The 14,604-nt window shown below is 67.7% G+C and carries 15 protein-coding genes; 4 read left to right on the top strand and 11 right to left on the bottom strand.

Annotated features, from left to right (window positions below; genetic code table 11):
* Positions 1–48: 48 nt before the first annotated feature.
* The 3 genes from trpB to accD all read left to right on the top strand — a co-directional run bounded on the left by trpB (position 49) and on the right by accD (position 3,123).
* A complete protein-coding gene (gene trpB, locus C6P64_RS04060; protein ID WP_105747307.1) occupies positions 49–1,350 on the top strand; it encodes a tryptophan synthase subunit beta in 1,302 nt (433 codons plus the stop codon).
* A 10-nt stretch (positions 1,351–1,360) separates the two neighbouring features.
* Positions 1,361–2,179, top strand: a complete 819-nt coding sequence (gene trpA / locus C6P64_RS04055) for a tryptophan synthase subunit alpha (RefSeq protein WP_105747306.1) — start codon at positions 1,361–1,363, stop codon at positions 2,177–2,179.
* 71 nt (positions 2,180–2,250) lie between these two features.
* Positions 2,251–3,123, top strand: a complete 873-nt coding sequence (gene accD / locus C6P64_RS04050) for an acetyl-CoA carboxylase, carboxyltransferase subunit beta (RefSeq protein WP_105747305.1) — start codon at positions 2,251–2,253, stop codon at positions 3,121–3,123.
* A 137-nt stretch (positions 3,124–3,260) separates the two neighbouring features.
* Here accD and C6P64_RS04045 read toward each other — a convergent pair whose 3' ends face one another.
* Positions 3,261–3,491 (bottom strand): glycine zipper 2TM domain-containing protein, encoded by a 231-nt coding sequence (locus tag C6P64_RS04045; RefSeq protein WP_211296791.1) that lies wholly within the window; start codon positions 3,489–3,491, stop codon positions 3,261–3,263.
* A 322-nt stretch (positions 3,492–3,813) separates the two neighbouring features.
* Here C6P64_RS04045 and C6P64_RS04040 point away from each other — a divergent pair, with 322 nt between their 5' ends.
* Positions 3,814–4,827, top strand: a complete 1,014-nt coding sequence (locus C6P64_RS04040; RefSeq protein WP_105747304.1) for a TRAP transporter substrate-binding protein — start codon at positions 3,814–3,816, stop codon at positions 4,825–4,827.
* 10 nt (positions 4,828–4,837) lie between these two features.
* On the opposite strand, the gene nagZ is transcribed toward C6P64_RS04040, so the two are convergent.
* The 10 genes from nagZ to C6P64_RS03990 form a co-directional block, all read right to left on the bottom strand.
* Positions 4,838–5,923 carry a beta-N-acetylhexosaminidase gene (gene nagZ, locus C6P64_RS04035; protein ID WP_105747303.1) on the bottom strand — a complete coding sequence of 362 codons (1,086 nt, stop codon included), beginning with the start codon at positions 5,921–5,923 and terminating at the stop codon, positions 4,838–4,840.
* A complete protein-coding gene (gene acpS / locus C6P64_RS04030) occupies positions 5,920–6,342 on the bottom strand; it encodes a holo-ACP synthase (protein ID WP_105747302.1) in 423 nt (140 codons plus the stop codon). The genes nagZ and acpS overlap by 4 nt, the downstream gene beginning before the upstream one ends.
* Before the next feature lie 17 nt (positions 6,343–6,359).
* Positions 6,360–7,148: a pyridoxine 5'-phosphate synthase gene (locus tag C6P64_RS04025; RefSeq protein WP_105747301.1), complete on the bottom strand. Its 789-nt coding sequence runs from the start codon at positions 7,146–7,148 to the stop codon at positions 6,360–6,362.
* Positions 7,145–7,954 (bottom strand): DNA repair protein RecO, encoded by an 810-nt coding sequence (gene recO, locus C6P64_RS04020; RefSeq protein WP_105747300.1) that lies wholly within the window; start codon positions 7,952–7,954, stop codon positions 7,145–7,147. Before recO ends, C6P64_RS04025 begins: the two co-directional genes overlap by 4 nt.
* 17 nt (positions 7,955–7,971) lie before the next feature.
* Positions 7,972–9,000, bottom strand: coding sequence for a GTPase Era (gene era, locus C6P64_RS04015; protein WP_170073037.1), 1,029 nt, complete (start codon positions 8,998–9,000; stop codon positions 7,972–7,974).
* Positions 8,997–9,677: a ribonuclease III gene (gene rnc / locus C6P64_RS04010; protein WP_105747299.1), complete on the bottom strand. Its 681-nt coding sequence runs from the start codon at positions 9,675–9,677 to the stop codon at positions 8,997–8,999. Before rnc ends, era begins: the two co-directional genes overlap by 4 nt.
* 28 nt (positions 9,678–9,705) lie before the next feature.
* A complete protein-coding gene (locus C6P64_RS04005; RefSeq protein ID WP_105747423.1) occupies positions 9,706–10,047 on the bottom strand; it encodes a DUF4845 domain-containing protein in 342 nt (113 codons plus the stop codon).
* A 59-nt stretch (positions 10,048–10,106) separates the two neighbouring features.
* A complete protein-coding gene (lepB, locus tag C6P64_RS04000; protein WP_105747422.1) occupies positions 10,107–11,072 on the bottom strand; it encodes a signal peptidase I in 966 nt (321 codons plus the stop codon).
* Positions 11,073–11,086: 14 nt separating this feature from the next.
* The gene (lepA, locus tag C6P64_RS03995) at positions 11,087–12,898 is read right to left on the bottom strand and encodes a translation elongation factor 4 (protein WP_105747298.1); all 1,812 of its coding nucleotides are present in this window, start codon (positions 12,896–12,898) and stop codon (positions 11,087–11,089) included.
* A 133-nt stretch (positions 12,899–13,031) separates the two neighbouring features.
* The gene (locus C6P64_RS03990) at positions 13,032–14,522 is read right to left on the bottom strand and encodes a DegQ family serine endoprotease (RefSeq protein ID WP_105747297.1); all 1,491 of its coding nucleotides are present in this window, start codon (positions 14,520–14,522) and stop codon (positions 13,032–13,034) included.
* Positions 14,523–14,604 lie beyond the last annotated feature (82 nt).

The raw sequence follows: 14,604 nt of genomic DNA, 5'->3' as shown, positions 1-14,604 counted from the left end.
GGCCGGTGCCCACGCCGCATCGGCCGCCCAATACCTCACGGAGTCGCCATGTTTGACTACCACCAACCCGACGCCCGCGGCCATTTCGGCCCCTACGGCGGCAGCTTCATCAGCGAGACCCTGACGCACGCGATCCAGGAGCTCAAGGACGCCTACGCGAAGTACCAGCATGACCCGGCCTTCCTGGCCGAGTTCCACTACGAGCTCAAGCATTTCGTCGGCCGCCCGAGCCCGATCTACCACGCCGCGCGCACCAGCCGCGAGATGGGCGGTGCGCAGATCTTCCTCAAGCGCGAGGACCTGAACCACACCGGCGCACACAAGATCAACAACGTGATCGGCCAGGCCATGCTCGCCAAGCGCATGGGCAAGCCGCGCGTGATCGCCGAGACCGGCGCCGGCCAGCATGGCGTGGCGACCGCGACCATCTGCGCGCGCTACGGCCTCGAATGCGTGGTCTACATGGGTGCCGAGGACGTCAAGCGCCAGAGCCCCAACGTCTACCGCATGAAGCTGCTCGGCGCCACCGTGGTGCCGGTCGAATCCGGCAGCAAGACGCTGAAGGACGCCTTGAACGAGGCGATGCGCGACTGGGTCACCAACGTAGAGAACACCTTCTACATCATCGGCACCGTGGCCGGCCCGCATCCCTACCCGATGATGGTGCGCGACTTCCAGAGCGTGATCGGCGAGGAATGCCTGACCCAGATGCCCGAGATGCTGGGCGAGCTGCGCCTGCCGGGCAACGGCGCCGAGCTGCAGCCCGATGCCGTGATCGCCTGCGTCGGCGGCGGCAGCAACGCGATGGGCATCTTCCACCCCTATATCTCGCACGACAAGACGCGACTGATCGGCGTCGAGGCGGCTGGCGAGGGCCTGGAGAGCGGCAAGCACTCGGCCTCGCTGCAGCTGGGCCAGCCCGGTGTGCTGCACGGCAACCGCACCTACATCCTGCAGGACGAGGACGGCCAGATCACCGAGACGCACAGCGTCAGCGCCGGCCTGGACTACCCCGGCGTCGGCCCCGAGCACGCCTACCTGAAGGACATCGGCCGCGCCGAGTATGTCGGCATCACCGACCAGGAGGCGCTCGACGCCTTCCACTACCTGTGCCGCACCGAGGGCATCATCCCCGCGCTCGAGTCCAGCCATGCGCTGGCCTACGCGCTGAAATTGGCCAAGACCATGCGCAGCGACCAGACCATCCTGGTCAATCTGTCGGGCCGCGGCGACAAGGACATCGGCACCGTCGCCGACCTGTCCAAGGCCGACTTCTACTGCCGCCCGAGCTGTCGCGGCCAGACCGTCAAGGGCGAGTACGAGCCCGTCACCCTGAGCCCGCGCGCCTGAGGAAACCAAGATGAGCCGCATCGAAACCACCTTCCAGCAGCTGCAGGCCCAGGGCCGCAAGGCGCTGATCCCCTATGTCACCGCGGGCTTCCCCTACCCCGACATCACGCCCGAACTGCTGCACGGCATGGTCAAGGCCGGCTGCGACGTGATCGAGCTCGGCGTGCCGTTCTCGGACCCGATGGCCGACGGCCCGGTGATCCAGAAGGCCGGCGAGAAGGCGCTGTCCTTCGGCATCGGCCTGCGCCAGGTGCTCGAGATGGTGCGCGAGTTCCGCCAGCAGGACGGCAACACGCCGGTGGTGCTGATGGGCTATGCCAACCCGGTCGAGCGCTACGAACTCAAGCATGGCGCCGACAGCTTCGCGCGCGACGCGGCGGGGGCCGGCGTCGACGGCGTGCTGATCGTGGACTACCCGCCCGAGGAATGCGAGCAGTTCGCCGCCCAGCTGAAGTCGCACGGGCTCGACCTGATCTTCCTGCTCGCGCCGACCTCGACCGACGAGCGCATGGCCCAGGTCGGCCGCATCGCCAGCGGCTATGTCTACTATGTGTCGCTCAAGGGCGTGACCGGTGCCGGCCATCTCGACACCGACGCGGTCGAGGCCATGCTGCCGCGCATCCGCCAGCATGTGAACACCCCGGTCGGCGTGGGCTTCGGCATCCGCGATGCGGCGACTGCCTGCGCGGTGGGTCGCAGCGCCGACGCGGTCGTGATCGGCACCAAGCTGATCCAGCTGATCGAGAACGAGCCGCGCGAGCGCGTTGCCCCCGTGGCTGCCGAGTTCCTGGGCGGCATCCGTCAGGCACTCGACAGCTTGCGCGCATAATTACGGCCATTCGCGAGCCCGGCCGCCTTCCTGCGGCCGGACCCCATACCGCCATCAAGCAAGGAGAATCCATGTCCTGGCTGGAAAAACTGCTGCCCCCGAAGATTTCCCGCACCGACCCGAGCGCACGCCGCAGCATGCCCGAGGGCCTGTGGATCAAGTGCCCGAGCTGCGACGCCGTGCTCTACAAGACCGACCTGGAAAAGAACCAGAACGTCTGCCCGCATTGCTCGCACCACCACCGCATCGGCGCGCGCGAGCGCCTGAACGCCTTCCTCGACGCCGAGGGACGCTACGAGATCGGCCAAGAAGTGATTCCGGTCGACTCGCTGAAGTTCAAGGACAGCCGCAAGTACCCCGAGCGCCTGAAGGAAGCGCTGGAGGCGACCGGCGAGACCGACGCGCTGATCGTCCAGGGCGGCGCCATCCACACGATTCCGGTCGTGGTGGCCTGCTTCGAGTTCGACTTCATGGGCGGCTCGATGGGCTCGGTGGTCGGCGAGCGCTTCGTGCGCGGCGTCGAGACTGCGATCGAGCAGAAAGTGCCCTTCATCTGCTTCACCGCCACCGGTGGCGCGCGCATGCAGGAAGGCCTGCTGAGCCTGATGCAGATGGCCAAGACCAATGCCGCGCTCACGCGGCTGGCCAAGAAGGGCCTGCCCTACATCAGCGTGCTGACCGACCCGACCATGGGCGGGGTCTCGGCCGGCTTTGCCTTCATGGGCGATGTCGTGATCGCCGAACCCAAGGCGCTGATCGGCTTCGCGGGTCCGCGCGTGATCGAGAACACCGTGCGCGTCAAGCTGCCCGAGGGCTTCCAGCGCGCCGAGTTCCTGCAGACCAAGGGCGCGGTCGACTTCATCTGCGACCGCCGCGAGCTGCGCGCGACCATCGCCAGCACGCTGGCCATGCTGCAGCGCCAGAGCGCCGACGCGGTGGCCTGAAGTCCACCCGCCCTGGCCGAGCCAGGGCAATCACGCCAGAGTCCCGCCTCCCGCCTTGGAGGCGGGACTTTTTTTATGATGCTTGCTGCCTGCCGCAGCCAGGCAGACTGCGCGACGCAGGCCTGGCTGGACCGGCCTTAGCGGCGCCTGGAATGGCCATCGGTGCCGTTGCCGATGACGCCGCCGATGGCCGCCCCACCCAGGGTGCCCAGGGTGCTGCCGCCGGTCAGGATAGATCCGGCCACGGCGCCGACACCAGCGCCGACGGCCGCGTTCTGCTGCCGGTGGGACAAGGGGGCGCAGGCCATCAAGGCGGACAGCAGCAACATGGCCGCCACGGGTTTGAGCAATCGATTGATCGGCTTCATGATGAGATTACCTTGCTGAAATGCGGGGACTCTCGGAGTCCGGATGCGATGCATCGATTGTCCGGCGCATCCCGGTCAGAGAATGTTTCCGTTTGCATCAATGGTGCCGAGTTGTAGAAACGACCAGGTCCGGGATAACTGGCACTGGGCATGTCTTGCCAAAGTGCCATCTCTATCAGGACATACCCTAGAGCTCCGGAAAGCGGCATTTCCCTCCTTATGATGGATCAGCCACGCCCGCCGCCTCCAGTGGCGGCAGATGCCGGTCAATCACCCCGTGACCGGCGGCGCTGGCCCCCATAACAATGCACGAGGAGTCAAAATGAAACTGATCAAGCTGTCGCAAGTCGCCGCTGTTGCCGCCGCCCTGCTGCTGGGCTCGGCCGCGAATGCCCAGATAGAGGAACGCACGATACGCATCGGCCACCCGGTGAACGCGGATCACCCGATCAGCTTCGGCGTCAAGAAATTCTCCGACCTGGTCGCGGCCAGGAGCGGCGGCAAGCTCAAGGTGCGCGAATTCCCGGCCCTGCAGCTCGGCAACGAGATGCAGCAGCTGTCGGCGCTGGCCGGCGGCGTGCAGGAGATGTTCGCCCCGGGCACGCCGCCGATCGCCGGCATGGTGAAGGATTTCGCGCTGCTCGACCTGCCCTTCCTGGTCGACACGCCGGAACAGGCCGACGCGCTGCTCGACGGCCCGTTCGGCCAGGCGCTGCTGGCCAAGCTGCCGGAGAAGGGTCTGGTCGGACTGGCCTTCTGGGAAAACGGCTTTCGCCATGTCACCAACAGCAAGCGTCCGATCAAGCGCCTGGAAGACCTGGAAGGCCTGAAGATCCGCGTGCAGCAGAACCCGGTCTTCATCGAGACCTTCAAGGCGCTCAAGACCAATCCGGTGCCGATGTCGTTTGCCGAGCTCTACGGCGCGCTGGAGAGCAAGGCGCTCGACGCCCAGGAGAATCCCTACCTGATCACGCGCTCGGCCAAGCTCAACGAGACCCAGAAATACCTGAGCTCGACCAGCCATGCCTATGGCGTGATCGCGGTGCTGGTCAGCAAGAAATTCTGGGACAAGCTGTCAAGCGAGGAGCAGAAGATCCTGCGCTCGGCCGCCATCGAGGCCCGGGACTACGAGCGCCAGGTCAGCCGCGCCCAGGCCAAGCGGGCCGTCGACGAGCTGACCGCCGGCGGCATGCAGTTCGATGCCGTGCCGGCGGCAGAACTCGCGCGCATGCGCCAGGCCACCCAGGGCGTGGTCAATCGCGTGCTGCAGACCTACGATCCGACCATGGTCAAGCTGCTGCAAACGGAGCTCGAGCGCGTGAAGAAGATCAAGTGAGCGCCTGGGCTCAAGGCAGCAGCCCCAGCGCATGCATATACCTCGGCTCGACCATCAGCTGGTCCCACTTGGGTGCCTTGGCTCTGGGCAGCAGGTCTTGGCGGCGCTGCTCGCTGGCCTCGCGCGCGGTCCAGCGGCCCTTGAGCAGGGCCTCGCTCATGCCGGCGAGGAATTCGTCGATCGCCCGCCCCTCGTCGAGCAGCGACTGGTTGCACAGCAGCACCATGTCGCAGCCGGCCTCGAGCGCGGTGATCGCGGCCTCGGTGTAGCTGAGCTCGCGGCCCTCGAGCTGGCGCGCGCCCTTCATCGACAGGTCGTCGCTGAACACCGCGCCGGTGAAGCCGAGGCGGCGGCGCAGCACCTCGCCGAGCCAGAAGCTGGAGAAGCCGGCCGGCCGTGCATCGACCTGCGGGTAGATCACATGGGCCGGCATCACGCTGCTCAAGGACGCGTTGAGCCAGCCGTAGGGCGCGGCGTCGTCGGCCAGGATGGCGTCCAAGCCGCGCTCGTCGACCGGCATGTCGACATGCGAGTCGGCCGTGGCCCAGCCATGGCCGGGAAAATGCTTGCCGCAGTTGGCCATGCCGGCCTGGCGCAGGCCATGCATGAGCGCCTGCGCCAGCAGGGCCACCATGCGCGGGTCGCGCGCGAAGGCGCGGTCGCCGATCACGCTGCTGCCGCCATGGTCGAGGTCGAGCACCGGGGCAAAGCTGAAATCGACGCCGCAGGCGCGCAGCTCGGACGCCAGCACATAGCCGGCCGCGGTCGCGGCATTGCAGGCCGCCAGCGCAGCAGCACCGGTGACCGAGCCGTCGCCCTCGAGCCAGACCTGGCCGAAGGCGCGCATCGGCGGCAGGTGGGTGAAGCCGTCGCGGCGGAAGCGCTGCACGCGACCGCCCTCGTGGTCGACGCAGATCAGCAGATCGCCTCTGACCTTCTTGATCTTGCGGCAGAGCTTGGTCAGCTGCGCGCGGTCCTGCCAGTTGCGGGCGAACAGGATCACGCCGCCGACCAGCGGATGGGCCAGGCGCTGCTTGTCGACCTTGCTGAGCTTGGTGCCGGCGATGTCGATGATCAGCGGGGAATGGAAAGTCATGATTTTTCTGGTGACAAGGTGGCGCCGCCGGTGCGCTCGACCACCACGAAGCTGGCGGCGTAATCGGTTTCGTCGGTGACGCTGACATGGGCGCTCAGGCCCTGGGCCTCGAACCAGTCCTTCAGGCCGCGGTGCAGCCGGATGGTGGGCTGGCCGCTGGGCAGCTTGGCGATCTCACAGTCGCGCCAGGTCATCGGCATGCGCATGCCCATGCCGATCGCCTTGCTGAAGGCCTCCTTGGCCGAGAAACGGGTCGCCAGGTAGCGTACGCCGCGCTCGGGCCAGCGCTCGCTGCGCGCGCGCCAGGTGGCCAGTTCGGCCTCGCTGAGGATCTTCTCGGCGAAGCGCTCGCCGTGGCGCTCCAGGCTGTCGCGGATGCGGCGCACGTCGCAGATGTCGGTGCCGATGCCGTAGATCATGGTCCGGGCCGCCGGCTTCAGCCGCGCGCGGCCAGGATGCAGTCCAGGTAGGCGCGCACGGTGGCTCGATAGCCAAGCTCGAGCGCATCGGCGATCAGCGCGTGGCCGATCGAGACCTCGGCCACGCCCGGCACGCTGCGCAGGAAATCGACCAGGTTGTCGCGGTTCAGGTCGTGGCCGGCGTTGACGCCCAGGCCGGCGTCGAGCGCGGCTTGCGCGGCGGCGCGGTAGCGCTCGAGCTGCTCGGCCTGCGCGGCATAGCCCCAGGCGGCGGCATAGGGCTCGGTATAGAGCTCGATGCGGTCGGCGCCCAGCGCCTTGACCGCGGCCATTGCCTCGGGGACCGGGTCCATGAACAGGCTCACGCGCACGCCGAGCGCGCGGCATTCAGCGATCAGCGGGCGCAGGCGTTCGCCGTCCTGGGCCAGGTTCCAGCCGTGGTCGCTGGTGAACTGGCCTTCGCTGTCGGGCACGAAGGTGGCCTGCTGCGGTCGTACCTGGCGCACGATCTCCATCAGGTTGTGGAAGGGATTGCCCTCGATGTTGAACTCGCGCTGCGGCCAGTCCTGCATCAGGGCCTGCAGGTCGAACACGTCCTGCTCGCGGATATGGCGGCCGTCCGGGCGCGGGTGCACGGTGATGCCCTGCGCGCCCGCCTCCAGGCATTGCTGGGCGGCGCGGGTGACGCTCGGGATGCCCAGGTGGCGGGTGTTGCGCACCAGCGCGACCTTGTTGACGTTGACGGACAAGGCGGTCGGCAGGCTGGCGGCAGGCTGGACGCTGAGCAGGGAGGCGGTGGAGTTCATGGTCTGGATGAGGGTTCGGGCGGATGTGCCGGCCGCAGGCGCCTGATGTCCAGCATCAGCTGGCGGGTCTGGAACACGCGCACGCCGCTATGGTAGTGCAGCAGCTGGCGCAGCGGCTGGCGCAGGGCATGGCCGCGCGCGCCCTCGCAGGCGCGCAGCAGCGCGGCAAAGGGATAGGGGTCGTCGAGCGCCGCTTGCAGCGCCAGCCAGCAGGCGCCGGACAGGGCGTGGTGCAGCGCCGACGGGCCGTCGGCCGGCTCGGTCAGGCGCAGGCCGGCCTCGGGCTCGAGGCGGTAATGGGCATCGGGCAGCAGCGGCGCCAGGCTGGCGCATTCGAGGTCGAGCGCCGGCAGCAGGCCGGCCTCGCGCAGGATCAGCAGCTCGAAGGCACGCACCACGGCGGCCTGCGCCTGCTGGCCCTCGGCCAGCGCGAGCACCGCGTCGGCGTAATGGTCGAACAGCTTGGGGTGCGCGTCATCGCGCGCAAGCAGCTTGAGCAGCAGCTCGTTGAGGTAGTAGCCCGCCAGCAGGGTATCGCCCGAGGGCATCACATGCCCGCCCTGCCAGTGCGCGCTGCGCAGGGTGCGGACCTCGGCATCGCCGCCCCAGCCCAGGCGCAGCGGCTGCAGCGGCAGCAGCACGGCCCGGTACTGCGAGGTCGGGCGCTTGACGCCCTTGGCCACCAGCGCGACCCGGCCATGGCGGCGGCTGAACACCTCCAGGATCAGGCTGGACTCGCTCCAGTCGTAGCGGTGCAGCACATAGGCCGGCTCCTCGTGGACGCGCGGCAGCTTGGCCTGGGCCATGGTCGCTCAGCGCGCCCTCATTCGTAGCCGAAGCTGCGCACCCGTGCCTCGTCGTCGGCCCAGCCGGAGCGCACCTTGACCCAGAGCTCGAGGAAGATCTTGCCGCCCCAGAGCTTCTCGAGCTCCTGGCGCGCCTCGGAGCCGATGCGCTTGAGCTTCTCGCCCTTGTCGCCGATCACCATGCCCTTGTGTCCCTCGCGCTCGACCACGATGGTCGCGGCGATGCGGCGCAGCTTGCCCTCCTGCTCGAACTTGTCGATGATGACGGTCGAGGTATAGGGCAGCTCGTCGCCGGTCAGGCGGAACAGCTTCTCGCGCACCATCTCGGCGGCCATGAAGCGCTCGCTGCGGTCGGTCAGCTCGTCGGCATCGAACATCCAGTCCTGCTCGGGCAGGTATTTCTCGCAGATGGCGTAGAAGCGCTGGATGTCCTTGGCGCTCTTGGCCGACATCGGCACGAACTCGGCGAAGGGATGGCGCTGCTGCATCTCGGCCAGCCAGGGCGCGAGCTCGGCGCGGCGGTGCACCATGTCGAGCTTGTTGGCGAGCAGGATGACCGGGATGTTCTTCGGCAGCAGCTCGAGCACCTTGGCATCGGCCGCCTGGAAGCTGCCGGCCTCGACCACGAACACGATCACGTCGACATCGGTCACCGCGCCGAGCACGGTCTTGTTGAGCGAGCGGTTCAGCGCATTGCCATGCCGGGTCTGGAAGCCAGGGGTATCGACGAAGACGAACTGGGTCGCGCCCTGGGTCAGCAGGCCGGTGATGCGGTGGCGCGTGGTCTGCGCCTTGCTCGAGGTGATGCTGACCTTCTGGCCGACCAGGGCATTGAGCAGGGTCGACTTGCCGACGTTGGGCTTGCCGACGATGGCGACATAGCCGCAGCGCTTGGGGCCCATTGGTTCGGCCGGCGCGGCGACCGGGCTGGCGACCGCCTGGCCCGGCTTGCGCAGCGCGCCAGCCAGCATCGCGTCGAGGTCCTGGTTCAGGCCCGGCTTGGCGGCGGCATCGGACTTGGACTTGGGGGTAAGGGGTCGGCTCATTTCGGATTCTTGTTCAGTTGTTGCAGCAGGGCCGCGGCGGCGGCCTGCTCGGCGGCGCGGCGCGAGACACCGCTGCCGGGTTGGCTCTGGCCGGACTCGATCTCGCACAGGACCTCGAAGGTCTGGCGATGCGCCTCGCCCTTGATCGCGGTCACGCGGTAGACCGGCAGCTTCATCTTGCGCCCCTGCAGCCATTCCTGCAGGGCGGTCTTGGCGTCCTTGCTGCTCGCGCTCATGGCCGGATTGATGTCGACCCCCTGGTAGAGCCGGCGCACCAGCGCCTCGGCCTCGGAGAAGCCGGCATCGAGGTAGACCGCGCCGATGATGGCCTCGACCACGTCGGCCAGGATGGAGGGCTTGCGCTGGCCACCCGAGCGCAGCTCGCCCTCGCCCAGGCGCAGCACGGCAGACAGCCCCAGCGTGGTGGCGATGCCCGCCAGCGTGTCTTCCTTGACCAGGTTGGCGCGGATGCGCGAGAGTTCGCCCTCGTGCTGGCGGCTCAGGCGCTCGTAGAGCAGGCCCGAGATGGCCAGGCTCAGCACCGAGTCGCCCAGGAACTCGAGCCGCTCGTAATGGTCGGCGCTATGGCTGCGGTGGGTCAGCGCCCGCGCGAGCAGCGGGACTGAGGTGAAACGGTATCCCAGGCGCGTTTGCAGCGCCAGCAAATCGGCATTCAAAAGCTGTGTGTTCCCTTCAGGCCGGCGCTCACTTCGAGCGGCCGGAATAGCGCATGACCAGCCAGGCCGGGCCGGCCAGGTGGATCTCGCGTTCGTAGGCGAATTCGACGATCACCTGGTCGTTCTGCTTGCTGATCTCGAGGTCGCGACCGTCGATCGAGTGGATGTCATCGATGGCGGCGGCCTTGTCGAACAGGTTGCGCACCTCGGCCACCGTGTTGCCCTGGGCAGCACGCTGGGCGGCGCGCTGGATGGTCTGGTACTCGATCACGGTCGGCACCACCTGCACCAGCACCAGACCGAACACCGCCACCATCGCACTGACCAGGATCAGACCGACCAGACCCAGGCCTCGCTCTTGTCTTTTCATCATCGCCCTCCCGGCTACCACCCTGCCCGCATCTTAAAGGCTGGCGGGTGGATTGCCCATCACTCGAAGGTGCCGATGCGGCCCAGGTCGCCGAAATTCATCCAGACGAAGAAGGCCTTGCCGACGATGTTGGCCTCGGGCACGAAGCCCCAGTAGCGCGAGTCGAGCGAATTGTCCCGATTGTCGCCCATCATGAAGTAGTGGCCGGCCGGCACCTTGCAGACCACGCCCTCGACGCTGTAGCGGCACTGGTCCTTGTACGGGAAGTCGCTGGCGCCGGGAATGAAGGCCGGACGCTCGTCGTCGTTGAGCGTGCGGTAGGTCTTGCCGCCATGGCGCTCCTCGAACTGGCGCGCATAACGCATCGATTCGGAATCGAAGAACTCGGGCGCCTTGACGGTGGGAACGGGCTGGCCGTTGACGGTCAGGCGCTTGTTCAGGTAGGCCACCTCGTCGCCCGGCACGCCGATCACGCGCTTGATGTAGTCCAGGCTGGGCTGCGGCGGGTAGCGGAACACCATCACGTCGCCGCGCTGCGGCTCGTGGTTGTCGATGACCTTGCGGTTGAGCACCGGCAGGCGCACGCCGTAGTGGAACTTGTTGACCAGGATCAGGTCGCCCACGCGCAGGGTCGGAATCATCGAGCCGGACGGGATCTTGAACGGCTCGAACAGGAAGCTGCGCAGCAGGAACACCACCACGATGACCGGGAACAGGCCGGCGGTCCAGTCCAGCCACCAGGGCTGGGCCAGCAGCTTGTGCTGCGCGGCCGCGATGTCGACGCTGTCGCCCTTGACACCGATCTTGTCGAGCTCGGCGCCGCGGCGCGCCTGCTCGGCCGCCAGATGGTCGGCGGCAGCGCGGCGGCGCGGCAGGAAGACCAGCTTCTCGGCCACCCAGTAGATGCCGGTCACGACCGTGGCCAGGAACAGCAGCAGGGCGAAGTTGCCCTCGACCAGGCCCAGGTACCAGGCCAGGCCGTAGCCGCCGAAGGCCGCCAGCAGGACGCCGGTCAGCGTCGCCATCTTTTCGTCGCTCATCATTCCTCCACCTGCAGGATGGCCAGGAAGGCCTCCTGCGGCACCTCGACCGAGCCGATCTGCTTCATGCGCTTCTTGCCCGCCTTCTGCTTCTCGAGCAGCTTCTTCTTGCGGCTGATGTCGCCGCCATAGCACTTGGCCAGCACGTTCTTGCGCAGCGCCTTGACGGTCTCGCGCGCGATGATGTTGGCGCCGATCGCGGCCTGGATCGCGACGTCGAACTGCTGGCGGCTGATGATCTCGCGCATCTTGGCGACCACGGCGCGCGCGCGGTACTGCGACTGGCTGCGGTGCACGATGATGGACAGCGCGTCGACCTTGTCGCCGTTCAAGAGGATGTCGACCTTGACCACGTCGGAGGCGCGGTATTCCTTGAACTCGTAGTCCATCGAGGCGTAGCCGCGGCTGACCGACTTGAGCTTGTCGAAGAAGTCGAGCACGATCTCGCCCAGCGGCAGCTCGTAGGTCAGCATGACCTGCTTGCCGTGGTAGGCCATGTTCATCTGGATGCCGCGCTTCTGGTTGGCCAGCGTCATGACGGCGCCGACATAGTCCTGCGGCATGTAGAGGTGGACCGTGACGATGGGCTCACGGATCTCCTGGATCCGGCCCTGGTCGGGCATCTTGGACGGGTTCTCGACCATGATGACCTCGCCATCGCCCTTGACCACTTCGTAGACCACGCTCGGCGCGGTGGTGATCAGGTCCTGGTCGAACTCGCGCTCGAGTCGCTCCTGCACGATCTCCATGTGCAGCAGGCCGAGGAAGCCGCAGCGGAAGCCGAAGCCCAGCGCCTGCGAGACCTCGGGCTCGTAGCGCAGCGCGGCGTCGTTGAGCTGCAGCTTCTCGAGCGCGTCGCGCAGCGAGTCGTACTCGCTGGCCTCGGTCGGGTACAGGCCGGCGAAGACCTGGGGCTGGACTTCCTTGAAACCGGGCAGCGCCTCGGTCGCGAAGGCCAGGTTGGCGCCGCTGCTGGTCTTGACCGCGGTGATGGTGTCGCCGACCTTGGCCGCCGTCAGCTCCTTGATGCCGGCGATGATGTAGCCCACCTCGCCGGCCTTCAATGCCGGGCGCGGCTCGTTGTGCGGCGTGAAGACACCGAGCTTCTCGGCGTTGTACTGCGCCTCGGTCGCCATCAGCTTGATCTTGTCGCCGCGGTTGAGCGTGCCGTCGACCACGCGCACCAGCATCACGACGCCGACATAGGGGTCGAACCAGCTGTCGATGATCATCGCGCGCAGCGGACCGTCCGGGTTGCCCTTCGGGGGCGGCACCTGGGCCACGACCAGCTCGAGGATTTCGTCGATGCCCATGCCGGTCTTGGCCGAGCAGGGAATCGCGTCGGTCGCGTCGATGCCGATCACGTCCTCGATCTCGGCGCGGGCGTTGTCCGGGTCGGCGTTGGGCAGGTCCATCTTGTTGAGCACCGGCAGCACGGTCACGCCGAGGTCGAGCGCGGTGTAGCAGTTGGCCACCGTCTGGGCCTCGACGCCCTGGGAGGCATCGACCACCAGCAGCGCGCCCTCGCAGGCCGACAGCGAGCGGCTGACCTCGTAGGAGAAGTCGACATGGCCCGGGGTGTCGATCAGGTTCAGGTTGTAGACCTGGCCGTCGCGGGCCTTGTAGTGCAGCGCGGCGGTCTGCGCCTTGATGGTGATGCCGCGCTCCTTCTCGAGGTCCATCGAGTCGAGCACCTGCTCGCTCATTTCGCGGTCGCTCAGGCCCCCGCAGCGCGAGATCAGTCGATCGGCCAGGGTGGACTTGCCGTGGTCGATATGGGCAATGATGGAAAAGTTTCGAATGTGATTCATCGCGAGCGGTCGGACATGTCCGGCGGAGCGGGCAGGCTGCCCAACAAAAAAACAGGCGCGCCAGGAATTGACGCGCCCAGAGCCGGAGTCTGGCTATACAGAAGCTAAGGCTCGATTGTAGGCAAAAGCCCGATCAACGCGAATTCGGCCGGATCACGAAGTACTGGACCCAGTCGCCACGGCGCACCAGCAGGTTGACCGCGCGCCCCTTGTCGAGGCCGGCCAGCGCCGCCTCGAAGTCCTTCAGCCCGAGGACTTCCCGGTTCGCCACCGCCAGGATCACGTCGCCCTCGCCGAGCCCGGCACGCGCGGCGGCACCACTGGCATCGAGCACGACCAGGCCGCCGCGCAGCTTGAGCTCGGCCTTTTCCTCGGCATCGAGCTCGCGCAGGGTCAATCCGAACGCCTGCGCCGCGCCCGAGGGCTTGGCCGGCGGCTTCTCGCTGCCGGCCGCCTTGGCGACCCTCTCCTCCTCGAGCGCGACCACGGTCAAGCGCAGGTCCTTGTAGGCGCCGCGGCGCCACACCGTCAGGCCGACCTTGCTGCCGGGCTTGGTGTTGCCGACCAGGCGCGGCAGGTCGATCGACTTCTCGACCGCCTTGCCATCGAACTTGACGATGATGTCGCCGGCCTCGACCCCGGCCTTGGCTGCCGGAGAGCCTTCCTCGACACCGCGCACCAGCGCGCCCTCGGCCTTCTTCAAGCCGAGCGATTCGGCGATGTCCGGGTCGACGCCGGCGATCGAGACGCCGATGCGCCCGCGCGTGACCTTGCCGCTGGCGCGCAGCTGGTCCGACACGCGCACCGCCTCGTCGATCGGGATCGCGAACGAGATGCCCTGGAAGCCGCCCGAGCGCGAGTAGATCTGGCTGTTGATGCCGACCACCTCGCCGCGCAGGTTGATCAGCGGCCCGCCCGAGTTGCCGGGGTTGATCGCGACGTCGGTCTGGATGAAGGGCAGGTAGTCGCCGGTCTCGCGCTGCTTGGCGCTGACGATGCCGGCGGTCACCGTGCTCTCGAGGCCGAACGGCGAGCCGATCGCCATCACCCATTCGCCGACGCGCAGGCGACCGATGTCGCCGATCCTGACCGGCTGCAGGCCGCGCGCCTCGATCTTGACCACCGCGACATCGCTGCGCTTGTCGGCGCCGATGACCTTGGCCTTGAACTCGCGCTTGTCGGTCAGCGTCACGATGACCTGGTCGGCGCCTTCGACCACATGGGCATTGGTCATGATGAAGCCGTCGGCACTCAGCACGAAGCCCGATCCGACGCCGCTCGGACGCTCCTCGGGGCCCCGGTTCTGGCGCGGACCGCGCGGGCTGGCGCCCGGCGGCACCGGCAGGCCGAAGCGGCGGAAGAACTCGAGCATCTGCTCTTCCTGGCTGCCGGCCTGGCTCTGGCTGACCTTCTCGATGGTCCGGATGTTGACCACCGAGGGGCCGACCTGCTCGGCGAGGTCGGCGAAATCGGGCAGTCCGCGCGCGCTGCTGGCGGCGGGCGCGCTGGCGGTCTGGGCCAGGCTGGCTCCCGGCTGCCAGAGGACGGTCGCCGCGGTGAGGGCGGCACCCAGCACCAGGGGAGTGGACTTCAGGCGTCGGAGCAGCGATTGGGAAATCGGCATGTACGGCTCTCCAGAGTAGCGATGACCGGCTTCAGATGAGGGCGCCAGCCGGCAGATCAAGGGCTGCGCGCGCCAGCAGGAA

This window comes from Malikia granosa (assembly GCF_002980595.1).
GTDB lineage: Bacteria > Pseudomonadota > Gammaproteobacteria > Burkholderiales > Burkholderiaceae_C > Malikia > Malikia granosa.
Note: the sequence above shows the minus strand (reverse complement) of the source record. Positions and strands in the feature narration are given on the sequence as shown.